The 23,905-nt window shown below is 63.5% G+C and carries 25 protein-coding genes and 2 riboswitches; of the genes, 14 read left to right on the top strand and 11 right to left on the bottom strand.

Going from position 1 to position 23,905, the window contains the following annotated elements; all coding sequences use genetic code 11:
* Nucleotides 1-10: 10 nt before the first annotated feature.
* The 6 genes from CR492_RS11420 to coxB form a co-directional block, all read right to left on the bottom strand.
* A complete protein-coding gene (locus tag CR492_RS11420; RefSeq protein ID WP_102843864.1) occupies nt 11-871 on the bottom strand; it encodes a cytochrome c oxidase subunit 3 in 861 nt (286 codons plus the stop codon).
* A gap of 121 nt (nt 872-992) precedes the next feature.
* Nucleotides 993-1,604: a cytochrome c oxidase assembly protein gene (locus CR492_RS11415; RefSeq protein ID WP_102843889.1), complete on the bottom strand. Its 612-nt coding sequence runs from the start codon at nt 1,602-1,604 to the stop codon at nt 993-995.
* A gap of 7 nt (nt 1,605-1,611) precedes the next feature.
* The gene (locus tag CR492_RS20795) at nt 1,612-1,788 is read right to left on the bottom strand and encodes a hypothetical protein (protein WP_180982521.1); all 177 of its coding nucleotides are present in this window, start codon (nt 1,786-1,788) and stop codon (nt 1,612-1,614) included.
* A 21-nt stretch (nt 1,789-1,809) separates the two neighbouring features.
* Nucleotides 1,810-2,760: a heme o synthase gene (locus tag CR492_RS11410; RefSeq protein WP_102843863.1), complete on the bottom strand. Its 951-nt coding sequence runs from the start codon at nt 2,758-2,760 to the stop codon at nt 1,810-1,812.
* 243 nt (nt 2,761-3,003) lie between these two features.
* Entirely contained in the window at nt 3,004-4,668 is a 1,665-nt protein-coding gene (ctaD, locus tag CR492_RS11405; protein ID WP_102843862.1) for a cytochrome c oxidase subunit I, read from the bottom strand.
* Nucleotides 4,669-4,697: 29 nt separating this feature from the next.
* The gene (gene coxB / locus CR492_RS11400; protein ID WP_102843861.1) at nt 4,698-5,597 is read right to left on the bottom strand and encodes a cytochrome c oxidase subunit II; all 900 of its coding nucleotides are present in this window, start codon (nt 5,595-5,597) and stop codon (nt 4,698-4,700) included.
* Nucleotides 5,598-5,923: 326 nt separating this feature from the next.
* Between coxB and CR492_RS11395 the strand changes: the two genes are divergently transcribed.
* Entirely contained in the window at nt 5,924-6,481 is a 558-nt protein-coding gene (locus CR492_RS11395; RefSeq protein ID WP_102843860.1) for an invasion associated locus B family protein, read from the top strand.
* A gap of 37 nt (nt 6,482-6,518) precedes the next feature.
* Here CR492_RS11395 and CR492_RS11390 read toward each other — a convergent pair whose 3' ends face one another.
* Nucleotides 6,519-7,511: an N-formylglutamate amidohydrolase gene (locus CR492_RS11390; protein ID WP_102843859.1), complete on the bottom strand. Its 993-nt coding sequence runs from the start codon at nt 7,509-7,511 to the stop codon at nt 6,519-6,521.
* A 280-nt stretch (nt 7,512-7,791) separates the two neighbouring features.
* On the opposite strand from CR492_RS11390, the gene cpdR reads away from it, so the two are divergent.
* Together cpdR and CR492_RS11380 are read left to right on the top strand one after the other, a co-directional pair.
* Complete coding sequence (gene cpdR, locus CR492_RS11385; RefSeq protein WP_180982517.1) at nt 7,792-8,208, top strand: cell cycle two-component system response regulator CpdR; 417 nt, start codon at nt 7,792-7,794, stop codon at nt 8,206-8,208.
* Nucleotides 8,209-8,331: 123 nt separating this feature from the next.
* Entirely contained in the window at nt 8,332-9,552 is a 1,221-nt protein-coding gene (locus tag CR492_RS11380) for a lytic murein transglycosylase (RefSeq protein ID WP_102843887.1), read from the top strand.
* On the opposite strand, the gene CR492_RS11375 is transcribed toward CR492_RS11380, so the two are convergent.
* From CR492_RS11375 to CR492_RS11360, 4 genes are all read right to left on the bottom strand, one after another.
* On the bottom strand, nt 9,496-10,206 hold the full coding sequence (locus tag CR492_RS11375) for a TPM domain-containing protein (protein ID WP_102843858.1): 711 nt from the start codon (nt 10,204-10,206) through the stop codon (nt 9,496-9,498). The two genes, CR492_RS11380 and CR492_RS11375, sit on opposite strands and share 57 nt — an antisense overlap.
* Before the next feature lie 146 nt (nt 10,207-10,352).
* A complete protein-coding gene (locus CR492_RS11370; RefSeq protein ID WP_102843857.1) occupies nt 10,353-10,961 on the bottom strand; it encodes a TPM domain-containing protein in 609 nt (202 codons plus the stop codon).
* A complete protein-coding gene (locus CR492_RS11365; protein ID WP_102843886.1) occupies nt 10,961-11,848 on the bottom strand; it encodes a TPM domain-containing protein in 888 nt (295 codons plus the stop codon). The genes CR492_RS11370 and CR492_RS11365 overlap by 1 nt, the downstream gene beginning before the upstream one ends.
* Before the next feature lie 56 nt (nt 11,849-11,904).
* On the bottom strand, nt 11,905-12,498 hold the full coding sequence (locus CR492_RS11360) for a LemA family protein (RefSeq protein WP_102843885.1): 594 nt from the start codon (nt 12,496-12,498) through the stop codon (nt 11,905-11,907).
* A 281-nt stretch (nt 12,499-12,779) separates the two neighbouring features.
* Here CR492_RS11360 and CR492_RS11355 point away from each other — a divergent pair, with 281 nt between their 5' ends.
* From CR492_RS11355 to CR492_RS11305, 11 genes are all read left to right on the top strand, one after another.
* A complete protein-coding gene (locus CR492_RS11355; RefSeq protein WP_245412052.1) occupies nt 12,780-13,529 on the top strand; it encodes a DUF1223 domain-containing protein in 750 nt (249 codons plus the stop codon).
* A 168-nt stretch (nt 13,530-13,697) separates the two neighbouring features.
* Nucleotides 13,698-14,381 carry an invasion associated locus B family protein gene (locus CR492_RS11350; protein ID WP_102843856.1) on the top strand — a complete coding sequence of 228 codons (684 nt, stop codon included), beginning with the start codon at nt 13,698-13,700 and terminating at the stop codon, nt 14,379-14,381.
* 246 nt (nt 14,382-14,627) lie between these two features.
* Entirely contained in the window at nt 14,628-16,565 is a 1,938-nt protein-coding gene (gene acs, locus CR492_RS11345) for an acetate--CoA ligase (protein WP_102843855.1), read from the top strand.
* Between the two features lie 291 nt (nt 16,566-16,856).
* Entirely contained in the window at nt 16,857-17,447 is a 591-nt protein-coding gene (locus CR492_RS11340; RefSeq protein ID WP_180982516.1) for a L,D-transpeptidase, read from the top strand.
* 396 nt (nt 17,448-17,843) lie between these two features.
* Nucleotides 17,844-18,113, top strand: coding sequence for an acyl carrier protein (locus CR492_RS11335; protein ID WP_012590263.1), 270 nt, complete (start codon nt 17,844-17,846; stop codon nt 18,111-18,113).
* A gap of 1 nt (nt 18,114) precedes the next feature.
* The gene (locus CR492_RS11330; protein ID WP_102843854.1) at nt 18,115-19,338 is read left to right on the top strand and encodes a beta-ketoacyl-[acyl-carrier-protein] synthase family protein; all 1,224 of its coding nucleotides are present in this window, start codon (nt 18,115-18,117) and stop codon (nt 19,336-19,338) included.
* Entirely contained in the window at nt 19,338-19,781 is a 444-nt protein-coding gene (locus CR492_RS11325) for a hypothetical protein (protein ID WP_102843853.1), read from the top strand. The genes CR492_RS11330 and CR492_RS11325 overlap by 1 nt, the downstream gene beginning before the upstream one ends.
* Nucleotides 19,778-20,224, top strand: a complete 447-nt coding sequence (locus CR492_RS11320) for a MaoC family dehydratase (RefSeq protein WP_102843852.1) — start codon at nt 19,778-19,780, stop codon at nt 20,222-20,224. Before CR492_RS11325 ends, CR492_RS11320 begins: the two co-directional genes overlap by 4 nt.
* Nucleotides 20,225-20,254: 30 nt before the next feature.
* Nucleotides 20,255-21,058, top strand: a complete 804-nt coding sequence (locus CR492_RS11315; RefSeq protein WP_102843851.1) for an SDR family NAD(P)-dependent oxidoreductase — start codon at nt 20,255-20,257, stop codon at nt 21,056-21,058.
* A gap of 457 nt (nt 21,059-21,515) precedes the next feature.
* Nucleotides 21,516-22,835 (top strand): glycosyltransferase family 2 protein, encoded by a 1,320-nt coding sequence (locus tag CR492_RS11310; RefSeq protein ID WP_102843850.1) that lies wholly within the window; start codon nt 21,516-21,518, stop codon nt 22,833-22,835.
* Nucleotides 22,836-22,930: 95 nt separating this feature from the next.
* Nucleotides 22,931-23,566: a hypothetical protein gene (locus CR492_RS11305; protein WP_146030244.1), complete on the top strand. Its 636-nt coding sequence runs from the start codon at nt 22,931-22,933 to the stop codon at nt 23,564-23,566.
* A 118-nt stretch (nt 23,567-23,684) separates the two neighbouring features.
* A riboswitch (glycine riboswitch) is annotated at nt 23,685-23,783 on the top strand.
* A 3-nt stretch (nt 23,784-23,786) separates the two neighbouring features.
* Nucleotides 23,787-23,895: riboswitch (glycine riboswitch) on the top strand.
* Nucleotides 23,896-23,905: the final 10 nt, after the last annotated feature.

The raw sequence follows: 23,905 nt of genomic DNA, 5'->3' as shown, positions 1-23,905 counted from the left end.
TCTCTAGCGCTCAATGCTCGAAGGCGGCGCCCCACGAGCCCCACACATAGATGGCGGAAAACAGGAAGAGCCACACCACGTCGACGAAATGCCAATACCAGGCGGCGAATTCGAAGCCGAGGTGATGCCGCAGGGACAATTGCCCAACAAAGGCGCGAAGAAGGCAGACGGTGAGGAAAATCGTGCCGATGATCACGTGAAAGCCGTGAAATCCCGTCGCCATGAAGAAGGTGGCGCCGAAGATCGAGCCTTTGAAGGCGAAGGGCGCATGAATATATTCATAAGCTTGCACCGTGGTGAAAACGACGCCGAGCGCGATGGTGAGCGCGAGGCCCGCCTTCAATCCCTTGCGGTCTCCCGTCAGCAAAGCGTGATGCGCCCAGGTGACGGTCGTGCCGGAAGTCAACAGGATCAGCGTGTTCAAGAGCGGTAGATGCCACGGATCGATGGCCTCGATGCCCTTCGGCGGCCATACGCCGCCGGTGAATTCGGCGCGAAGATATTCCTGCGCTTCTCCGGGGAACAGGCTTGAATCGAAGAACGCCCAGAACCAGGCGACGAAGAACATCACCTCGGAGGCGATGAACAGGATCATCCCGTAGCGAAGGCCGATCTGAACCACGGGGGTGTGATAACCGGCGCCCGATTCCTTGATGACGTCGAACCACCACGAGGCTGCGATGAAGACGAGCGCGATAAAACTGGCGCCAAAGAGCAGGCCGCCGGGGGCGAAGGCGCCGAAGCTTAGATGCTTCATCCACACGATGCCGCCGATCGCAAGGAACAGCGCCGCGACGGAGGCGAGGACGGGCCAGGGGCTCGGATCGACGAGATGATAGTCGTGATTGGGTTTGGCGTGGGCGTCCGACATCGAATGTGACCCTTTTCCCGCTTCAAAAAGGCTCAGCCGAGCCTGTTGCCATCAGCGCCGCGCCGGGCGCCGTTCCTTGAATCTTGCTTCTGTCGCGCCGACATTGTTGAGCGCCCGCCGCTCACAAAGGCTTGCCCGACTTGACCAAAGCGCTCTCGCCAGCGGCGACCTTGCCCTTCGGCTTCTGGCCGAAAAGCGTATAGGATAAAACAACCGTGTCGACGTCGGCGAGCGACTTTTCCGTCTCGAGCGCCGGATCGAGAAAAAAGACGACCGGCAGCTCGGCCGTCTCATGGCCCGCGAGGGTCATTTCGTTGAAGCAGAAACAGCTGATCTTGTTGAAATAGAGCCCGGCGCTGTCGGGTCCGACATTATAGCCGGCGATCGCCGAGACGGGCTTGTTCGACCGGTTGACGATTTTGAAGTAAACCGTCGCCGTCCGGCCGGTGCGAAGATTGATCTGCGCCGTTTCGGGCTCAAAGCTCCAGTCGAGGCCGGGCGCGACATTGGCGTCGAAGCGCACCGTCAGTTCGCGTTTGCCGGCGTTCGCCGGCGCCGTCCTTGCGACCTGCGTCGTGCCGCCGTAGCCGGTCGCGGCGCAGAACATCCGGTAGAGCGGGACCGCGGCGAACGACAGGCCGAGCATGGCGAGGCACGCCGCCGCGGCGGCTGCGGCGATGAGGCGGCTCTTGCGCAAATTCCGCTCGAATTCCGGCTCAGGCGAAGCGTTCATGGACATCTCAGAAGGGCCGCTCCAGCACGGCGGGGCCGAGCTTGACGATCGTCACGACATAAAACAGCACGACGCAAAAGCCGATCGCAAGGGCGAGCGCCAGATTGCGCTGGCGCCGGCTCCGCTCCTGCTCGGGGGTCAGCCTGACGCCCGTCATCACTGGCGTTTGCGCCTTGTCAGTCACGGTTTCATCCTTTGCATGAGCTCACCACGGAGCCGCGGAAAAAATCGGCAGCAGGGCGAGAATGCGCTCGGCGACGATCGCCGCAAATAGCAGGAAAAGATAGAGGATCGAAAATCCGAACATGCGCATGGCGACGCGGTTCGCCTGTTCGCCCTCGCGCGCCAGATAGACGCGAAGGGCATGTAAGATCATGACGCCGCCAAGGGCGAAAGAAAGAAGGCCGTAGACCGGCGACGCGAAGCCGATGAAATAGGGCGTCATGCCCACGGGAGCGAGCAGCAGCGTGTAGAGAAGAATATCCCGCCGCGTGCGGTCCGGCCCTTTGACATTCGGCAGCATCGGAATGCCGGCGCGCTCGAAATCGCCGGCCTTGACGAGGGCGAGGGCCCAGAAGTGCGGCGGCGTCCAGACGAAAATGAGGGCGAACAGCGCAAGGGCGGGCAGGCCGATGTGACCGGTGACGGCAAGATAGGCGACCATCGGCGGAAAGGCGCCGGCGCCGCCGCCGATCACGATATTCTGCGGCGTCGAGCGCTTTAGCCACATCGTGTAGATGACAACGTAAAAGAAGATCGTGAAGGCGAGCAGCGCCGCAGCCGCCCAGTTGGCGACGAATCCGAGCGTCATCACCGACAAAAGCGCAAGCACCATCCCGAAGGAGAGCGCGCTTTCCCGCGACACCCGGCCTGCCGGGATGGGACGCTTCTGCGTCCGCCGCATGATGGCGTCGATGTCGGAATCGTACCACATGTTGAGCGCGCCCGACGCGCCGGCGCCGGCGGCGATGGCGAGCAGGGAGGCGAAGCCGATGATCGGATTGACATGGGTCGGGGCGATCAGAACGCCAGCCAAGGCGGTGAAGATGACGAGCGACATGACGCGCGGCTTCATCAGCGCGAGATAGTCCGCCGGGCTCGCGATCGAGATGGCGGCCTGGTCGATGGCGGTATTGCTGTCGCTGACGAAACTCATGACCGGACCGCTTCGAGGTTAGCGTTTACGCGTTGAGGCGAGGCTCGGAAGTCGGCTTCGCGCGACCGCGCCGGTCGTGCAAACGCCCCAAGCGTTCTCCCTTGGCTTCGCCAGATTGCGGTCCGCCCATGAAGCTCCGAGCATCGCAGGCTTCCATGGGAACCGTCTGGCTTTTTTTGAAGGGCGCGGCGCCCGCATGCGGCCGCCGCGCCCTCGCGCTTATTCAAAACGCCCGGGGCGTTCTTAATGGTCCGACGACGCCGTGATGCGCGGCAGCGTCTCGAAGGTATGGAACGGCGGCGGCGAGGACAGGGTCCATTCGAGCGTCGTTGCGCCGACGCCCCAGGGATTGTCGCCGGCGAGGCGTTTGCGGGCGAAAGCGTCGTAGACCACGTAAAGGAACAGGCCGACGCCGATGATCGACAGATAGGAGCCAAAGGACGAAATCCGGTTCCAAAGCGTGTAGGCGTCCGGATAGTCGATATAGCGCCGCGGCATGCCGGCGAGGCCGAGGAAATGCTGCGGGAAGAAGGTGAGGTTGACGCCGATGAACATCAGCCAGAAATGCACGTTGGCGAGCGTCTCATTGTAGAGATAGCCCGACATTTTCGGGAACCAGTAATAGAAGCCCGCGAATAGCGCGAAGACGGCTCCGAGCGAAAGCACGTAGTGGAAATGCGCCACGACGTAATAGGTCTCGTGCAGGGCGCGGTCGATGCCGGCGTTGGCGAGAACGACGCCGGTCACGCCGCCGATCGTGAACAGGAGCACGAAGCCGGTCGCCCAGATCATCGGCGGCCGGTAGGATACAGAGCCGCCCCACATGGTGGCGATCCAGGAGAACACTTTAACGCCGGTCGGCACCGCGATCACCATGGTCGCGAACACGAAATAGCGCTGCGTGTCGAGCGACATGCCGACGGTGAACATGTGATGCGCCCAAACGACGAAGCCGACGACGCCGATCGCCACCATGGCGTAGGCCATGCCGAGATAGCCGAAGATGGGCTTCTTCGAGAAGGTCGAGATGATGTGGCTGATGATGCCGAAGCCGGGCAGGATCAGAATATAGACTTCGGGATGGCCGAAGAACCAGAACAGATGCTGGAACAGCAGCGGGTCGCCGCCGCCCGAGGGATCGAAGAAGGTGGTGCCGAAATTGCGGTCGGTCAGCAGCATGGTGATGCCGCCGGCGAGCACGGGCAGCGACAGGAGCAGCAGGAAGGCGGTGATCAGCACCGACCATGCGAACAGCGGCATCTTGTGCAAGGTCATGCCCGGCGCGCGCATGTTGAAGATCGTGGTGATGAAATTGATCGCCCCGAGGATCGACGACGCGCCGGCAAGGTGCAGCGAGAGGATGAGGAAGTCCATTGCCGGTCCGGGGTGGCCGGTGTTCGCGGACAGCGGCGGATACATCACCCAGCCGCCGCCAAACCCCAGCATTCCCGGCGCGCCTTCCATGAACATCGACATGACGCCGAGCGTGAAGGAGGCCGGCAGCAGCCAGAAGGAGACATTGTTCATGCGCGGGAAGGCCATGTCCGGCGCGCCGATCATGATCGGCACAAACCAGTTGCCAAAGCCGCCGATGAGCGAGGGCATCACCATGAAGAAGATCATGATGATGCCGTGCATGGTGATGGTGACGTTATAGAGGTTCTTGGCAAGGTCCTTCGCCGTATCGGCGTCGGCGCCCTGCAGCACCGCAAGATGGTTGAAGATCTGGATGCCGGGTTCTTGAAGCTCCATGCGCATGAGCACGGAAAGCACGCCGCCGATGACGCCGGCGATGATCCCGAAGATGAGATACATCGTGCCGATGTCTTTGTGATTGGTTGAATAAAGATAGCGGCGCCAACCCGTCGGGTGGCCGTGCTCTTCATGAATTGTCGTGCTGGTCGCCAACGCAAAGCCTCCCTCGGAATATTTTTATCTTAGCGCGTCTCGCCGATGTCGCCGGCCGATGTGGCGTTGTTCGCCAGTTTGACGGATTCGGAATTATTCGCGGCGAATTTCTTGGCGGCGGACGCGAGCCAGGCCGAATATTGCTCGGGGCTCACGACGCGGATCGCGATCGGCATATAGGCGTGATCTTTTCCGCACAACTTCGAGCATTGCCCGTAGTAGATTCCTTCGCGCTCCGCCTTGAACCAGGTTTCGTTCATCCGGCCCGGCACGGCGTCGATGCGGATGCCGAAGGAGGGGATCGTGAAGGAATGGATGACGTCGGAGCCGGTGACCAGCATATGCACGACCTTGCCGACCGGCACGACCGCTTCATTGTCGACGGAGAGCTGCCGGATGTCGCCGGGTTTTAGATCCGACTCGGGGATCAGATAGGAGTCGAAGGAAAAGCCGCCGCCCTGATCCTTCGGATAATCATAAGTCCAGAACCATTGTTTGCCGGTCGCCTTGACGGTGATGTCGGCCGGCGGAATCACCAGCTGATGTGTCAACAGGCGGAAGGAGGGGATCGCTATGATGACGAGGATCATCACAGGCAGAACGGTCCACGCCACTTCGAGCAGCGAATTATGCGTCGTCGTGGTGGCGACCGGGTTTTTGTTTTCGTTGTAACGGAAATAAATCCAGCCAAGCAGCGCCAGCACGAACAGGCAGATGCCGACGATGATCGGCAGCAGGATAAAGTCGTGGAAGGCGTGAATTTCGTGAGCGATCGGCGTGACCGCTTCCTCGAAAGTCATTTGCCCTGGTCGCGGAAATCCGTCTGCGCGCGCGGGGCCCGCCGCAAGCGCCGCAAACAGCGCTGCGCCGGAGGCGAAGAGGGCGCGGGGATCGGGAATACGGCGGGCGGAGAGGGAGGCAAATCTCATCAAGATCGAGGCTCCGTTGACGCGGCTGACCCACCGCGCCTACCACTTCCAATCGAACTCGTCCAGAGGCGCCGCAATAGGGTCCCTGAGAATAGTTCAAAAACATGATTCCGGGTTGCGCGCAATCAGTTGGGCCGCACAATCCATGCGGCGAAACAGCGCGAGGGGAGCAGATCCTGCGCCCCTTGGGCGCCACCCGACGGCCCGCGCGCCCTCCCGCGACGCGGCTTTACTTGACAGCCCGACGCGATTTGCTAGGCAGCCGGACTCGTGCGGCAAGCTGCGGCGAAGCGGATCTTAAAGGCAACGGAAGGTTCAAAGAGAGCATGGCTGACGCGGACGACGAATTTCAATCGCATGCCCGCCGCCCGCTTTTGCGCGCCGCTCTCTCTTTGGCGCGGGGCGGCGCGCTCGCCGCTGCGGCGCTCCTGACCGGATCAGGCGTCGCCTCGGCGCAGGGCGTCGTGAAAAGCAAGCATGGCGATTGGGAGATGCGCTGCGAGACGCCGCCCGGCGCGGCCAAGGAGCAATGCGCCTTGCTGCAGAGCGTCGCCGCCGAAGACAAGCCGAACATCAATCTGGTGGTGATCGTTCTCAAGACCGCGGACGGCAAAAGCCGCCTTCTGCGCGTCATCGCGCCGCTCGGCGTGCTGCTGCCCTCTGGACTCGGGCTCAAGATCGACGACGCCGACGTCGGCCGCGCCGGATTCGTGCGCTGCCTGCCGACCGGCTGCGTCGCCGAAGTGGTGATGGAGCAGAAGCTGGTCGATCAGATGAAAAGCGGAACCAACGCCACCTTCATCATTTTCCAGACGCCGGAGGAGGGCGTCGGCATTCCACTCGCGCTCGCCGGCTTTCGCGAGGGGTTTGAGGCGCTGCCCTGAGCGTTGCGCCCGGCGCCGGTCCGATCCTGCAGCGCGCCTATTCGGCCGCGAGGCGATGAACCACGAGCCGGCTTGCGGCGGTCACGGCAAGCGCCTCGGCGACCCGTTTCAGGCTGCCGCGAATTTCCTCGAACCGGTCCGAGCGCGTGACGTTCTGCTCGTCCATATAGAGGCTCCGGCTCACCTCGATCTGCAGCGCGTGCCGGTTGGAGCCAGGGGAGCCATAATTCTCGGTGATATAGCCGCCCGCATAGGGCTTGTTGCGCGCGACGGTGAAGCCGAGACTGCGTAATTCGGCCTCTGCGACGTCGGTGAGGATCGCCGCGCAGCTCGCGCCGTGCCGGTCGCCAAGGACGAAATCGGCGCGCGGTTTCGCGGCGATCGACTCGGGCGCGTGGCCCCCAAGAAGTCCGCTCCCCCCAAGAAGTCCTCCGCCCGCGTGGAGTCTTGGCCCCGGATGAACTCCCGCGCCTCCCGACGGCATGGAGTGGCAGTCGATCAGCACAGCGAGGCCATAAGCGAGCTCCGCCCGTTCGATCAGGGCGGTCAGACGCGCATGATAGGGCTTGTAAAGCGTCTCGATCCGCAGCAGGGCTTCCACGAGCGACAGGCGTCGGCCATAGATCTCCTGCGCCTGGCCGACGACGCGCGGGATCGTTCCAAGGCCGCCGGCGACGCGGATCGAACGCGTGTTGGCGAAGGACGGCAGCCGTCCCTCGAACATGCGCGGGTCGAGCTCGTAAGGCTCGCGATTGAGGTCGAGATAGGTACGCGGAAACAGCGCCTTGATCATCGGCGCGCCGATGCGCAGGCAATCGGCGAAAAGCGCATCGACAAAGGCGTCCTCGGACCGGCGCAATTGCAGCGCGCTGAGCCGCGTGCGATCGAGGAAGCTCTCCGGATAGATGTCGCCCGAATGCGGCGATGAAAACACCAGCGGCGAGCAGAGCGTCTCGGGCTCAATGACTTCGTGGCCGGTCCCGAATTCCGGGTCGACGCCGTCCGTCCGGCCGGAGGTCTCAAAAATCATCAAGGCTCCTTGGCGCAGGCGCGGCGGCGTCCTCGCAGGCTAAATAACAATTTGCCAAGGACATGCGGCGCTGTCCATATTAATCGTTCATTATCCAGCGCAGCTTCTCGGGAGGCTCGTGAAAACGGCGGATTCGTGGTTTGCGGCGGGCAAATTTGTCACGCGCGGGCCAAAAAAAACGGCGTGATCGGGGAAACCGGGCTGCCGGCCGGATGCGGTCCGTTTTTTCATGGGATTTTTACCAAATGATCCTTTGCTTGGGCTCCATCGCGAGGCTCCCATGAACGACATGCAATTTCCTACTCAATCCAAGATTCAGCTTGGCAAGATCCTGCTTGCGGAAGACGATGGCGACATGCGCCGCTTCCTGGGCAAGGCGCTGCAGAACGCGGGCTATCAGGTCGCCGCGTTCGACAATGGCCTCTCGGCCTACAGCCGGCTGCGCGAGGAGCCGTTCGAACTTCTGCTCACCGATATTGTGATGCCGGAGATGGACGGCATCGAACTCGCCCGCCGCGCCACCGAACTTGATCCAGACATCAAGGTCATGTTCATCACCGGATTTGCCGCCGTCGCGCTCAACCCCGACAACAATGCGCCGCCGCAGGCGAAAGTCCTCTCGAAGCCGTTTCACCTCAAGGATCTCGTCAATGAGGTGCAGCGGCTGCTGACGGCGGAGAGCCTGCGCCCGAATTGAGGCATGCGGCGCGGCCTGCCCTGGCGCATCCCGCCCGAATCGGAAAATCGGCGCCTCCCCGGTCTGAATCCGCGGGGGTGGAATTTGTTTTCGTCTCGCGCGGTCCTTGATAGATTGGCCCTCATGACCTTGCCGGCTCACCGCGCCGCATCGCGGCGCTTGTCGTTTTTTTCGGGCGGTCTTGCGCTGACGCTGGCCTGCGTCGGCGCAGCGCCGCTGCAGGCGGCGTCGCTGCAGGAATGCCTTGGCGGCCTGCGTCCCGGGATTCTCGCCAGCGGCGTCAGCGCCGCCACCTTCGACAAGGCCACGGCCGGGCTGCAGTCCGACCCCGATATTTTCGCGCTGGCGCAGGCGCAGCCGGAATTCAAGACTCCGATCTGGGATTATCTCGCCGGCCTCGTCGACGAGGAGCGGGTCGAGGACGGCCGCGGCCAGATGCGCAAATGGGCGCAGCCTCTGGCGGCCGCGCAGTCGCGCTATGGCGTCGATGCGGCGACGATCGTTGCGGTCTGGGGCGTTGAATCCGATTTTGGCCGCAGCTTTGGCAAGCGGCCGATCATCCAATCGCTTGCGACGCTGTCCTGCGGCCCCTATCGCGCCGCCTATTTTCGCACCGAGTTTTTGGCGGCGCTGAAAATTCTCGACGCGGGCGACATCGTTCCCGAGCAATTCGTCGGCTCCTGGGCGGGCGCCTTCGGCCACACCCAGTTCATGCCCTCGACCTTTCTGCGCACCGCCGTCGATTTTGACGGCGACGGACGCAAGGACCTCATCAACTCGGTTCCCGACGCGCTCGGCTCCACGGCGGCCTATCTGCGCAAGGGCGGCTGGACGCCGGGGGTCGAATGGGGGTTTGAGGTCCGCCTGCCGCAGGGCTATGCCGGCCCATCCGGCCGCACGCGCAAGGAGCCGATCGGGCAATGGGCCGGGCGCGGCCTCGTCAAGGTCGACGGCTCGCCGCTGGGCTCCGGCCCCAACGCCGGCCTGCTGTTGCCGGCGGGCCCTAAGGGACCGGCCTTCCTCGTGACGCGCAATTTTGATGCGATCTATTCTTATAACGCCGCTGAATCCTATGCGCTGGCGATCGCGCTGCTCTCCGACCGGCTGAAAGGCCGGAAGGGACCGATAACGCCCTGGCCGACCAATGATCCCGGCCTCTCGCGCGCCGACCGGCGCGAGCTGCAGGCGCTGCTGATGCGGCGCGGCTATGATCTTGACGGCAAGGCGGACGGCGTGATCGGAACCAAGACCAAGCGGGCGATCAGCGATTTTCAGGCGAAAGCCGGTCTAGCCCCGGACGGGCGGGCCAGCGTCTCGGTGCTCGCCGCCGCGCGCGGCCGGTAAAAGCCGGGCGAGCAGGCGCGCCAGGATGCGCCGCTTGGGGCGTCCCAGCACATAGATTTCATGCTTCACCGCGACGTCGCCCTTTTCCGCTGGGAAATGCTCGGCGAGCAGCGCGCCGCATTGTTCGATCGCTTCGACGAAACCGGTCGCAAGATCGCCGCCGCGCATGCCTTGCGAAAGGGAGTTCAGCGCTCCGCCCCAAAGCGGCTTGTCGACTTTTTCCGCGATGCCCTCACTGGCGATGACGCGCGCATAATTTTCCGCAAGCGACACGAAGATCAGCACGCCGGCAGGATTTTGCTTGCGCGTCAGCCCATGGCAGATGAACTGCTCCATCGCGTAGCGGTGCGCATGTTCGTGGCGGACATGGACATAGGGCGCGAGACGAGGCGCAAGGCCAAAGACGGACAACAGGATATAGAGCGCCGCGCAGACGAAGATCTGTATGAGCACGAGCGGCAGCGGAGCAAGATGCGTCGTCGCCGCCAGCAGGACGGCGAGAGCGAGCGCGGCCAGCGCCGACCAGGCGAGCCCATAGATCGCATATTCCTCGGACGAGGGGGTCAGCACGCAGAAGATCTCGCCCTTGGTCTTCGGCGCGGCGGCGGCGATCGCCGCATTGATGCGGGCTTGATCCTCATCGGACAAAATCATGCATGCTCTCCGATCAAGCTGACTTTGGATTGCAAAAGCGCGGAATTGGGAACGCGATCGATTCCAAGTTGCAATCGTCTCTTCGCAAAAGTTGCTGACTTTTGGATGGCGCCCGGCTCCGAACAGCCGCGACGCCGCCCGCCGGTTCAGATCTCATAGATCCGGTCGGGCAAATCAACGCCGCCCTCTGCGGCTGGGAAATGCTCGGCGAGCGCTGCGCCGCATTGCTCGATCGCCTTGATGAAGCCGGCGGCGAGGTCGTCCTCGCGAATGCCTTGCAACAAATGGTCGACCGCGCTTTGCCAGACGGCCTTGTCGACCTTTGCGGCGATGCCGTCATCGGCCACCACGCGCACGTAATGCTCAGCGAGCGATACGAATATGAGCACGCCGGCGTGATTGTCCTTGCGGGCCAGCCCTCGCGTCACGAATTGCTCGAGAGCGGCCCGATGCGCATGCTGGCGGCGCAGGCCACGCGGCGCCAGCAGCGGGCGGAGGCGGCCGATCGAAAAAATCAGATACAGCGCGGCGAAGACCACGGTCTGGATCAAAAGGATGCGCTGCACCGAAAAATCCGTGGCCGCGATCAGCGCCCAGGGGACGGCGAGCGCCATCAGCGCCGACCAGGCGACGGCGTAGGTGAGATAATCGGACGAGGCCCGCGCCAGCACGCAGACGATCTCGCCGCTCGTTTGCCGTTCGGCGGCGGTGATGGCTGCATTGACGCGGCGCTGGTCGTCTCGCGATAAAATCATTACCAGCTCCCCGATGCGCCGCCGCCGCCGGACGAGCCGCCGCCGCCGGAAAAGCCGCCTCCGCCCGAAAATCCGCCTCCTCCGCCGCCCCGGCCGCCGCGGCCGGATGAAGCCAATATATTGATCAGGGCGGAAAGAAGATTGAGCCAGAACGCCGCATTGCCCTGAGACCTCTGGTTTTGTGCCTGCCGACCGCCGCCCCATCGCGGGTCATCCGCGGCTGCGGCCCCGCGTCCGGCGCGTGGCGTGCGCAAAATGAGAAAAACAATGAGGACGAACAGGCCTAAAACCAGCCAGGGGGCGATGGAATCGGCGCCGGATTGGGCGCTGTCGAGCCGCAAATCCGGCCGTTTTTCCCATTCGGCCGAATCCGTTGTGAGCACGGTGATGACGTCGTCGACGCCGCGCTCGATGCCCCCGCCGAAATCGCCAGTCTTGAAGCGGGGGGCCATGGCGTTGGCGATAATGATTCGAGACAGCGCGTCGGTCAGCGTTCCCTCGAGCCCGTAGCCGACCTCGATCCGGACTCTCCGCTGATTGGGCGCAACGAGCATCAGCACGCCATTGTTCTTGGCGCGCTCGCCGAGTTTCCATTCGCGGAAGAGCGCATTGGCGTAGGGCTCGATCTCCGCGCCATCGAGAGAAGAGACCGTCGCCACGACCAGTTGAATGCCGGATTTCTGCTCGAGCGTCGCGAGCTTCTGTTCGATCGCTGCTTTGGTCTGCGCCGGAATGATATTGGCCGCATCGTCGACGCGCCCCGTCAGCGCCGGAAAATTAAAGGCGAGCGCGAGGCTCGCGCAAAAAAAGGCTCCAAGACACAGAAAGGCGCGGAGCAAGGCGGGCGCGGCGCGATGGCGGCGGGAAAAGCCCGGAGCAAAAGTCAAGCAGGCGGCTGGGCGGAAGGCGCCCGGCCGCTTCGCCTCAAAGGATAAAAATCGCGTCAAAACTTGACTTGCGGAGCGGTCTGCGCGGCGTCGCTCGCGGCGAACGGGGCCAGCGGCTGCTTGCCGGCGAAAACCGTCTTCGCCCAAAGCAGCGTCGGGAAAGTCCGCAGCGCGGTGTTGAATTCGCGCGCCGCTTCAATGTAGTCACGACGGGCGACGGCGATCCTGTTCTCGGTTCCTTCGAGTTGCGATTGGAGGGCGAGAAAGTTCTGGTTCGATTTGAGATCGGGATAATTCTCGCTGACGGCGAGCAGGCGTCCGAGCGCGCCCGATAATTGCGTTTGCGCCTCCTGGAACTGGCGCACTTTCTCGGGGTCGGTCAGCTGCGAGGCGTCGATCGTGACCGACGTCGCCCTGGCTCTTGCTTCGACGACGGCGGTCAGCGTTTCGCGTTCCTGCTTGGCGAAGCCCTGAACCGTCGCGACCAGATTGGGGACAAGGTCGGCGCGCCTCTGATACTGGTTCTGCACCTCGGCCCATCTGGCTTTGGCCTGTTCCTCAAGGGTTGGGATCGTGTTGTAGCCGCAGCCGGACAGCAAGAGGCCAAGCGTCACGAGCGCCAGAGCGGACATGACTTTCCGCGCCCGCATCCCGAGGGATTCGCCCGCCGAAAGATTTTGCGCGGCATTCTCAAAAAAGGTCATGCTCGGGGCTCCAGCCAGAAAGGATCGCTCAAGGCAATAAACGATCCGGCGCGCCGAAGAAAGCGGCTCCGCGACAACTCCATTTGTGCTCGTGTAGGCTGTACGGTAAACAGGATTTGACTGGCGCGTGCGGCGTCGTCCTCTAGAGTCCCGCTAATCATCCTCCCGCTTAACAAAGCTTCGATAGGACAGTGGCCTGATCAATGGGATTTGTGAAAAGCTTACCCTTGATCTCTCTATACAGCGCCTTGCCGCGACACTTCCTTGGTGCGTTCTTTATCGTTGCGGCAGGCGGGGCGGTCGACACAGCGGTCGCCTCTCCTCCCGTTATTGCTTCCACCCTGGAGCTTTTTACAAGCCAGGGCTGTTCTTTTTGTCCGCCGGCCGATGCGTTGCTCGCCGCCCTGGCGCGAAAGCCTGACGTCGTCGCGGTTTCCTTTCCGGTCGACTATTGGGACTATATCGGCTGGAAGGACACCATGGCCTCGCCGGTTTTTGTCGCGCGGCAGAGGGCCTATGCGGCGAAGCTCGGAGAGCAGCACGCCTATACGCCGCAGATCATCGTCGACGGATTGCAGGGGGCCGTCGGCAGCGATCGCAAGGAAATCGACGCCGCGCTCGCTTCCGCCCGCAGCCGGGACGGCGCGATGACCGTTCCGGTTCGGCTGACGCAGGCCAATGGCGCGCTGGCGGTCGAGGTGGGCGAGGGGGCGGGAGGCCCTGCCGTCGTGATCGCCTTGCGCGTGCTGCGTTCGCGCACCGTGCATATCGGCCGCGGCGAGAACGCGGGCCGCAACGTGACCTATACCAATGTCGTCCGGGGCATGGATGAGATCGGCGTCTGGGACGGCGCCGCCGCAACCTTCCACGCGCCCGACGCGCGCGATGACGGCGAAGGCTATGTTATTTTCGTCCAGAAAGGGTCGCTGCAGCGGCCCGGCGCGATCCTCGGGGCGGCCAAGACGGCGGGCCTTTGAAAGGCCGCCCGAGGGGCGTCTGGCTGATGAAGGCCGCGCGGATCGGGCGGGCTTTGGCCATGCAATAGTTCCAGCGGCTCCGCTTTGCTCTCTTTCCCCGGTGAGGCTCCCGTCCTATAAGCGTGGCGTTCGCATTCTCGCCGCCGACCGCAGGGAGCCTCCTCGAGCATGATTTTCCGTTTCCTTCCCGGCGCGGCGCTGGCTCTCGCCGGAATTTTTGCGCCGGCTCTCTGCCTTGCGGCGATCGCCGCCGGCCCGAGCCAAGAGCAGGGTAAGTTGAGCGCGGACGCCCCGGGACGCTGGTTCGAGGCGAGACAGACCGATCCCAAAGCGGATGAGACAAAAAAAGCCGACGCCAAAAAGAGCGCCGCCAAGACGGGCGACGCGAAACCGGGCGAGGCCAAGAAACCCGGCAAGCCGGTGCAGGTCGGCTCCTATGGCGACTGGGGCGCGTTTCTCGCCGAGGGCGCCAAGGACAAGACCTGCTATGCGCTGGCGACGCCGAAGGAGCGGGCGCCCGCCGCCTTGAAGCGCGACCCGGCCTATGTGTTCATCTCGAACCGGCCGGCCGAGAAGGTGCGCAACGAAGTCTCGATCATCATGGGCTTTGCCGTCAAGGAGGGCGCCGACGCGCGGGCTGACATCGGCGGCGCGAATTTCAATCTCGTCGCCAAGGGCGCCAACGCCTGGATCAAAAATCCGGCGGAAGAGACGCAGTTCGTCGAAGCGCTCAAAAAAGGCTCGAAGCTGATCGTCAAGGCGCCGTCCGTAAAGGGCAATGTGACGACGGATACCTACTCCCTTTCGGGGATATCGCAGGCATTGGACAAAGTTCAGAAAGATTGCCCATAAAAACAATTGCCAAGGCGCCGAACGCCTTGATGAGAAGAACGCTTGATCCGCTTAGGAGGATTGGCGCCCAAGGCGCATACTGAACCGGACGAGAAAGTGCGGGAAGGGTCGTCCGCCGCATCCCGCTCTTAAAGGATTTCCATCGATCACATTTGCAAGCCTGAATTTGAACGATCCAGGCTCATCGTGATCCAGTTGATTTGAGGAAGGCGCCCCAAAAAAGCGCTGCCTGGGAGGATTACGCACATGTCGGATAAAGTCTACCCCGTCACTGCTGAATGGAGCAAGTCCGCCTACGTCGACGCGGCCAAGTACAAATCAATGTACGAAAGTTCAATCTCGGAACCGGATAAGTTCTGGGGGGAGCACGGCAAGCGGATTGACTGGGTCAAGCCCTATACCAAAGTCAAGAATACATCGTTCGATCCGCACAACGTCTCGATCAAATGGTTCGAAGACGGCGTGACGAATGTCTCGACCAATTGTATCGACCGCCACCTCGCGACGCTCGGCGACAAGACCGCGATCATCTGGGAAGGCGACGATCCGAATGAATCGAAGCACATCACTTACAAGCAACTGCATGAAGAAGTCTGCCGCCTCGCCAATGTCCTGAAGTCCTATGGAGTAGGCAAGGGCGACACCGTCACGATCTATTTGCCGATGATCCCCGAGGCGGCATACGCCATGCTGGCCTGCGCCCGGATCGGCGCCATCCATTCGATCGTGTTCGGCGGTTTTTCGGCGGATTCGCTTGGCGGCCGCATCGAGGGCTGCAAGTCGAAGCTTGTCATCACGGCGGATGAGGGTTTTCGCGGCGGACGCAAGGTGCCGCTGAAGATCAACGCCGATGCGGCGATCAAGAAGATCGGTGGCATCGTCGAGACCATGCTTGTGGTGCGGCGCACGGGCGGCAAAGTCGCCTGGACCGAGGGCCGCGACGTCTGGTACGACGAGGCGCTCGCCAAGGCCAGCGCGGACTGCCCGGCCGAAGAGATGAACGCCGAAGATCCGCTCTTCATCCTGTTTACATCGGGCTCGACCGGCGCGCCCAAAGGCGTCGTCCACTCGACCGCCGGCTATCTCGTCTGGGCCTCGATGACCCACCAATATGTCTTCGACTATCGGCCGGGCGAGGTCTATTGGTGCACCGCCGACGTCGGCTGGGTGACCGGACACAGCTACATCGTCTATGGTCCGCTCGCCAATGGCGCGACGACGCTGATGTTCGAGGGCGTTCCGACTTATCCGACGATCTCGCGGTTCTGGGACGTCGTCGACAAGCATCAAGTCAATATCTTTTATACCGCGCCGACGGCGATCCGCTCGCTGATGGGCGCGGGCGATGGACCCGTCAAGGCAACCAGCCGCAAGTCTCTGCGGCTTCTGGGTTCGGTCGGCGAGCCGATCAATCCCGAAGCCTGGGAATGGTATTACCGGGTGGTCGGCGAGGAAAGATGCCCGATCGTCGACACCTGGTGGCAGACCGAGACCGGCGGCATTCTGATCAGCCCGTTGCCGGGAGCGACCGCGCTGAAGCCGGGCTCGGCGACGCAGCCTTTCTTCGGCGTGCAGCCGCAGGTGGTCGACGCGGCCGGCGAGGTGCTTGAGGGCGCCTGTTCCGGCAATCTCGTCATCGCCGATTCCTGGCCGGCGCAGATGCGCACCATCTTCAACGACCATGAGCGCTTCGTGCAGGCCTATTTCTCGGCCTATCCGGGCAAATATTTCACCGGCGACGGTTGCCGGCGCGACGAGGACGGTTATTACTGGATCACCGGCCGCGTCGACGACGTCATCAACGTCTCCGGCCACCGCCTTGGCACGGCCGAGGTCGAAAGCTCGCTGGTCGCCCATGTCAAGGTCGCGGAAGCCGCCGTCGTCGGCTATCCGCACGACATCAAGGGGCAGGGCATCTACGCCTATGTGACCTTGATGACCGGGATCGAACCGAGCGAGGATCTGCGCAAGGAGCTCGTCTCCTGGGTGCGCAAGGACATCGGGCCGATCGCCTCGCCAGATGTCGTGCATTTTGCGCCCGGCCTGCCTAAAACCCGCTCCGGCAAGATCATGCGCCGCATCCTGCGCAAGATCGCGGAGAAGGAGTTTTCGGCGCTCGGCGACACCTCGACGCTCGCCGATCCGTCGGTCGTCGACGATCTGATTCGTGAGCGCGCGAACTAGAATTTCTCCGCCGGGCGCTCGCGCTCGGCGCCGCAGACAGAACGGGGCGTTGGACGTTCATGCTGAGCGTCTGGCGCCCTACTGCTGAGTCGAGTTCCTCGCGCCGCCTTGGCGTCCGCGCTGCTTGCCACGCCCGAATGCCGGCGAAATAGCCTCCAAAATGCCGATTCTCGCCTTCGGCCCGCTGTTTTGGGGGTTCTTTAGGCTTGGTTAACCATGTTGCCGGTAACCTCGAATCGGGCGCGAGGCGCAAGCCCGGAACGTCCGATTCGGCAACATCGGCAGGCGGCAATGAGCAAGAAGCGCTTCGGCTGCGATCAACCCTTACGGTCAATTTCTCCACGCGCTGGTTCTTTCATTCTTTTCCCTACGCGACTCGCAACGGCGGTTGCAGCGGCGTTTGCCGCCCTCCTTCTACAGCCACAATCGGAAGCGTTTGCGCGCGAAATCGTCGCCTTCCCTCAGCCCTATCCGGCCGGGATGATCGTCATCAAGCAGAGCGAACGGAAGCTTTATCTCGTCACCGGCGATGGACGGGCGATCCGCTACCCCGTCGCCATCGGCAGGAGCGGCAAGGCCTGGCAGGGCGAGGCCACGATAGAGGGCAAGTACATGCGGCCGTCGTGGTCGGCCCCGGCGGACGTGCGTCGCGATCATCCGAATTTTCCGGCCATGATCCCGGGCGGGTCGCCGCGTAATCCGATGGGCGCCGCGGCGCTGACGCTGTCCCTCTCGGAGGTCGCCATTCATGGCACGACGGCGAGCATGCGAAAATCGATCGGGGCCGCCGCTTCCTACGGCTGCATCCGAATGCTGAATGAGGACGTCGTCGACCTTTTCGGGCGGGTCCGCGTTGGAACCCGCGTGGTCGCGATTCCCTGACCAATGGGCGTTGGCCGGCGCGCCATAAGCCCTCGCATGATCCGCCGCCCTTTATTTTCGCGTCCGTTTGGCGTAACCAACCAAATCGGCTCAGGCTGCGGCGCGCATGTGCTGCGTCCCTGACGGCGCAAACGCCAGGCAGCGCAAGCGGCGCAAGAGGTTGACGCTTGGCGGCTGATTGTGCTCGGTTCGCCCTCCTCCGGCTTTGCCCGGAGCGGCGCGATCGATCCCTTCGCGGCGCTTTGGCTTTTGCGTCGGCCGAGAGCACGGAACAGCCAGGCGGAGACGCTTGGGGTCGCTAAGATGCGGCAAACAAAAGGTTTGGGGCGTCCGGCGTTTAAACTTGAACGTCTGAGGCTCTGGACGAGCGCAATTTTGGACGCTTAGGAGTCATCGGTGGAAACGAAGGATCTCGATCAAACCGAGCTCGTCAATCAGATTATCGACGTCATCGTCAAGGAAGGCATGATCGATCGGGAGAAAGTCACGCCCGACGCGACGATTGAAAGCCTGGACCTCAAATCGATCGACATCGTGATGATTCTGACGGCCATCGAAGATAAATTTGACGTCTATATTCCGATGGACGGCCCGTTCCACGAGGCCAAGGACATCAAAAGCCTGATCGACGCCATCGCGGCCTATATCATCAAAGAAAAATCATAAAATGAACAACCAGAGGCGGGTCGTCGTCACCGGCATGGGCGCCGTATCTGCAGCAGGCATTGGCGCGGACGCCTTGTGGCGCGCGGCGCGCGACGGCCGCTCCTGCGTCTCCGAAACCCAGTTCAACCGGCCCTATCGCGGACGCATCAAGATCTCCGCTCAGGTGCGGGACTTCGATCCCGCGGCGCATCTTGAGGCCGCGCTGCTCCCCTTTTGCGATCCGGTCACGCAATTTCTTCTGACGGCGGCGGACGAGGCCGTGGCCCAGGCCGGGCTCTCGCGCGACGAACCGATGGGGCCGCGCACGGCCTCGATCATCGGCACTGGCGTCGGCGGCATGCATACGCTGGAAGACGGGCTTTTTCTCGCGCTGGTGGAGCAGGGGCGCCCGGCGCCTCTCACAATACCGCGGCTGATCCCGAGTTCGCCGCCCTCAAATGTCAGCATCCGCTATGGCGCGACCGGCCCCTGCTTTGCGGTGGCGAGCGCTTGCTCCTCGGCGACGCAGGCGATCGGCATCGCGGCGCAGCTGATTCGCTGGGGCGTGATCGATCGCGCCATCGTCGGCGGCACGGAAGACTGCATCACCAACAGCGCGCTGCTCGCCTGGGAGGCTCTGCGCGTCCTGACCCCGGACGTCTGCCGCCCCTTCTCGAAGGGCCGCAACGGCATGATTCTCGGCACCGGAGCAGCGGTCTTCATCCTTGAAGCCGAAGACATGGCGCTCGCGCGCGGCGCGGTTCCGCTCGCCGAACTCGCGGGATATGGGACCACCGCCGACGCCAAGGATCAGGTTCGGCCAGACGCCAAGGGAGCCGCGGCCTGCATGAGCGAGGCTTTGCGCGACGCTGGCGTCGCCATCGACGAGATCGATTACATCAACGCCCATGGCACTGGCACGACGGTGAACGACATCACCGAAGCCGAGGCGCTTGGCATGGTGTTCGGCGCGCGGGCGCCGCAACTGCCGGTGTCCTCGACCAAGCCGATCCATGGACACGGCCTCGGCGCCGGCGGCGCGCTGGAGCTTGTCGTCACCATCGGCGCCGTGCGCAATAGCATCGCGCCGCCGACCATCAATTGGCGCGAGCCCGACGTCAAATGTCCGGTCGACGCGGTGCCGAACGAGGCGCGGCCGATGCCGATTCGCACCGCGATGAGCAATTCCTTCGCCTTCGGCGGCATCAACGCCTCTCTTGTCGTACGCCGCGCCGAGGCCGCCTGATGCAGGCGGCGATCGCTGAAGCCGGCGAGGAGGCGCTGGCGCGGCTGCCGGATCTTCGCGTCCGGACCGACGCTGAAAGCGTCGCCGCATTCCGGCGCGCCGCTTTTCTGGAGGAGGAAGCCGGGGCCGGCGCGCCCGGCTCGGAAATCCCGGTGACATATCCGTTCTGCTGGCTGACCCTGCCCGAAGTGCGCCCGACGTTGCGCCGCATGATCGGCCCCGGCGGCGTCCTGCCGGTGCATGAGGCGCAAAGCTTCTCCTATCAGCGCCCGCTCGCGCTTGACGCCGAATACCGCCTCGATCTCCAGTTCAAGCGCTCCAGCGCCCCCGAGCGGCTGACCGTTTCCGGCGCCGTCACGACTTTGGCGCACGAGCCATGCGCGGCCTTCGAGACGGTGCTGCGGCTGGTTGCGACGGCCGCCGGCGCGGACCATGCGCCATGAGCCTGCCGCCGGGCGCGCCTGTTGGCGATGGGCCGAAAATCGGCGACTCGATCGGAAAGACAGAGTTTGGTCCCGTCCGGGCCGAGGATCTCGCCCGCTACGCGCTGGCTTCGGGCGACGACAACCCGCTGCATCTTGACGCCGGCGTCGCCGCAGCCGCTGGCCTGAAGGCGCCGCCGATCCACGGCATGCTGATGATGAGCTGCTTTGAGCCTGCGCTGCGGCGCTGGCGCCCGGACCTTGTCATCGCGCGGATATCGGCGAAGTTTCTGCGGCCGGTGCCGGTTGGCGACTCCATTGTCATTTCCGGCCGAATCGTCCGCGCGACGTCTGGGCCGGAGGCCGAACTGCTGCTGCGCCTGATGGCGCATGGCTCCAATGGCGATCTCGCCGTTCTCGCCGAGGCGACGCTGGCGCCCGCAAGCCGACAGGCCGAGCTCTGACGATGGGCGAAGAGAGGTCCTGGCGCTGACATGGCCGCGCGCTCCGTTCTCATCACCGGCGCATCGAGCGGCATCGGCCGCGCCCTGGCGCTTGCCTATGCGCAAAAGGGCGCAAGGCTTGCTCTGATCGGGCGCAATCCCGAACGTCTCGAAGCCGTCGCCGGGGAGGCGCGGGCGCGCGGCGCCGAAGTGACAACGGGCCTTGTCGACGTGCGCGACCGGGCGGCGATGGCCGCTTTCATCGGCGCCGAGGATCTGCGCCGTCCATTCGATCTTTGCGTCGCCAACGCCGGCATCACGACCGGGCTGAAGCCGGGCGAAAGTTTTGAGGATCCGGACGCTGTGCGGGCTCTGCTCGCCGCCAATCTGTATGGCGTGCTCAACACGGCCGAGCCGCTGCTCCGGCCGATGTGCGCCCGAAAAGCTGGCCAGCTCGCCTTCATCGGCTCGATCGCGGGCCTGCGCGGGCTGCCCTATTCTCCGGCCTATTGCGCCTCCAAGGCGGCGGTGCACGCCTATGCCGAATCGCTGCGCGCGCGGCTGGAGCCGGAAGGCCTTTGTATCAGCCTCGTGATCGCCGGCTTTGTGAAAACGCCGCTAAACGACAGCATCGACGCCATGAAGCCGCTCGAGATCAGCGATGCTGCAGCTGCGAACATCATCCGTCGCGGCCTCGACCGCCGCAAGGCCGTGATCGCCTTTCCCTGGCCACTCTATGCGCTTGCCAGATTCGGCCGCATTCTGCCGCCGCGCCTTGTCGACAAAATCTTGGCGCGCGTCGAAGTGCGGGCGCCGAAGACGCAGGAGCGCGCGGCCTCGCCCGACGCGCCTTAGATCGATCGGAAATCGCCTGAGTTCAAAAGCTTGAGCGTGATCTTGGCCGTACAGAATGAAGCGCGTTTTGCGGATCGTGCAGTCGCCATTGAGCGATTCGCAGCGCCTCAAAAAACCGTCTCAAAGCCTTCGGCTGGCCACAAATGAGGCTCTTTTAAGGCTTTGGTAATGTTAACATTTTCTGCTCTGAGCCCACTCAATTTCTGCAACATTCTGTTGCAATTTGTTGGTTGTTCCAAAGCTCAGTTTAGGGCCTTTTCAACCTCGAAAGTTTCCACCCGTGGAAGTCGATCGAGCAAGGGTCCGCGTCGGCGCACAACGCGAAGGTGACGCAAAACCAAACCCCCTCGACGATTTCTTAAAGCGAAGCGCTCGATGTTTTAAAGCGTGAACGGCGTCATGTTCACGCGAAGAGGCGACGCAAGCGGATGGGGGACGGCAGTCGCGGGGGCGTGTTTTGACTCTGATTGATTTTCTGACGCTTCTCAGCGACACGGCTCTGGCGATCTCCGTAGCCGGCCTGATTTTCGTAGCCGGCGGTTTTCTGGCTCTGATCGGCATCAATATTTTCGAGCGCCTGCGCGGCCGCAAGCTCGGCCGGCCGCTGCGCCATCTCATCCTCACCGACGCCGACCTGCCGCATGTGCTGGTGCAGATCCCCGTTTTCAACGAGCCCGAGACGGTCATCGGCGCGCTGCGCTCTGCCTCCGCGCTCGACTGGCCGCGCGACCGCCTGCATATCCAGTTGCTCGACGACAGCTTCGACGAGACCAGCGCGATTGCGGCGCGGGTGATCGGCGAATTGCTGGATCGCGGCTTCAATGTCGAGCATCTGCGTCGCGGCGACCGTTCGGGCTATAAGGCGGGCGCGCTCGCGGCCGGCCTTGCCCATTCTTCGGCGCCCTATATCGCCGTGCTCGACGTCGATTTCCGGCCCCCGGCGAACTGGCTGCGCAAGATCATGCCGGCTCTGATCGCCGATCCGAAGGCGAGCTTCATCCAGTCGCGCTGCGAATTCGCCAACGCCAGCTCCAATTGGCTGACCCGCGCGCAGGGCCTGATGCTCGACGCACATTATGTGCTGGAGCAGGCGACGCGCTATCGCGCCGGCTGGCTGTTTCAGTTCAACGGCACTGCCGGCGTGTGGCGCCGGACCGCCATCAATGCGGCGGGCGGATGGTCCTCGGATTCGCTGTGCGAGGACCTCGACCTGACGGTGCGCGCCGAGATCGCCGGCTGGCATGGGCTGTTTTCCATGGATCCGCCGGTGCCGGGGCTTGTTCCCGACAAGGTGAAGCATTGGCGCGTGCAGCAGCGGCGCTGGTCGAACGGCTTCGTTCAGGTTGCGCGCAAGCTTCTGAAGCAAGTGTGGACCTCGGACTGGACCTTGCGCCGCAAGGCTTCGGCGCTGCTCCTCATCCTGGTGCAGACCTTTTATCCCTGCGCCGCCGTCGCGCTCGGGGCGCTCACCGCCAGCATCTTCCTGCGCGCCGGCGACACCACGGCCTATCTGCCAGTGATCAATGTGATCGGCGTGCTGATCGCCATGGTGGCCATCGGCATGACGCTGACGCCCTATATCCTGCTGCAGCGTGGATCCGCGACCCGCTACGTCGCGACGCTCGCCTCGCTGACGCCGCTGATGATCTTCGTCAGCCTCTCCAATGCGCCCTCGATCCTGAAAACTGTATTCGGCGCGGCGGACACCTGGACGCGCACGCCGAAGGCTCTGACCGTGCCGCTCGCGACCCCCGGCGACCCGCTCGGCCGTTTCTGACAGCGCGGCTTCCACGATAGGGAAAATCCGCGTCTGGAGCTTTCGCCCGTACTGATGTAGAGCAGGGCCTCACAAGACGTGAGGAGCGGTCTTTCATGCGACTGGGCACTAAGATTCGCGGCGCAATGCTCGGCGTCGCCGTTGCCGCGCTTGGAGTGAGCGGGCTCGCTAGGGGAGCCTTCGCGGCAGGCGGCCTTCTGGACGGATTCAGCAGCTTCAACTGGGGCGAATTCTTCACCTATCACGGGTCGAAGGAGAAAGCCGAAGGCAATTCGCGGCAGTCCGGCGGGCGCCATCTGTTCTGCCCGGAAATCATCATCCTCGAGGGCACCGCAGCCGCGCAGACCTATGCCGGTTCGCCGCCGACCAATATGAATCTGCGCTATCAATATGCGTTGGGCGACGTCGTCCGCGAATGCGCGATGCAGGGCGATCAGCTGGCGTTGAAAATTGGCGTCGCCGGGAAGGTGCTGCTAGGCCCCGCCGGCGCGCCGGCGAGTTTTTCCGTGCCGCTGCGGGTCGCGATCATCAGCAGCAAGGATAATGATCCGATCGTCACCAAACTCTATCGTGTCGCAGCGACGATCCCGCAGGGCGAGGCGATGACGGAGTTCACCCTTGTGACTGAACCGCTTCTGGTGCCCTTCATCCAGGATCACACGGAAGACGATTACACGATCAAGGTAGGCATCGACGAGGGCGCCCAGAAGGCGGCGGGCAAGGGCAAATAGCCCGGCATTGAGCGGTTGCGACTGCCCGGCGGCGGCCGATACGCCTTAAGTCTCAGGGCTTTTGCGGCGCCGCAGCGTTGACAATGCTGCGGCGCGCGCCGATATCTGAGACGTCAATTTCCTCTCAGCGGAAGAGTCCGGTTTGGCTTTAAGCCGAGCCGGCGCCGAAGGCGCAACCGCCCCGGAAACGCTCAGGCCCACGGACCGCTGAGAGTTGACGCTCTGGAAAGCAGCCTTTCATGCGTGAAGGGCTCACCGAAGGAGGCAGCCCCGCGTCGCCCGATCTTTCGAGGGTCCGCGGGGGAACGCTCTCAGGTTCCCGGACAGAGGGGGCGAAGG

Origin of the sequence: Methylocella silvestris (assembly GCF_002891535.1) — a bacterium.
Taxonomy (GTDB): domain Bacteria; phylum Pseudomonadota; class Alphaproteobacteria; order Rhizobiales; family Beijerinckiaceae; genus Methylocapsa; species Methylocapsa silvestris_A.
Note: the sequence above shows the minus strand (reverse complement) of the source record. Positions and strands in the feature narration are given on the sequence as shown.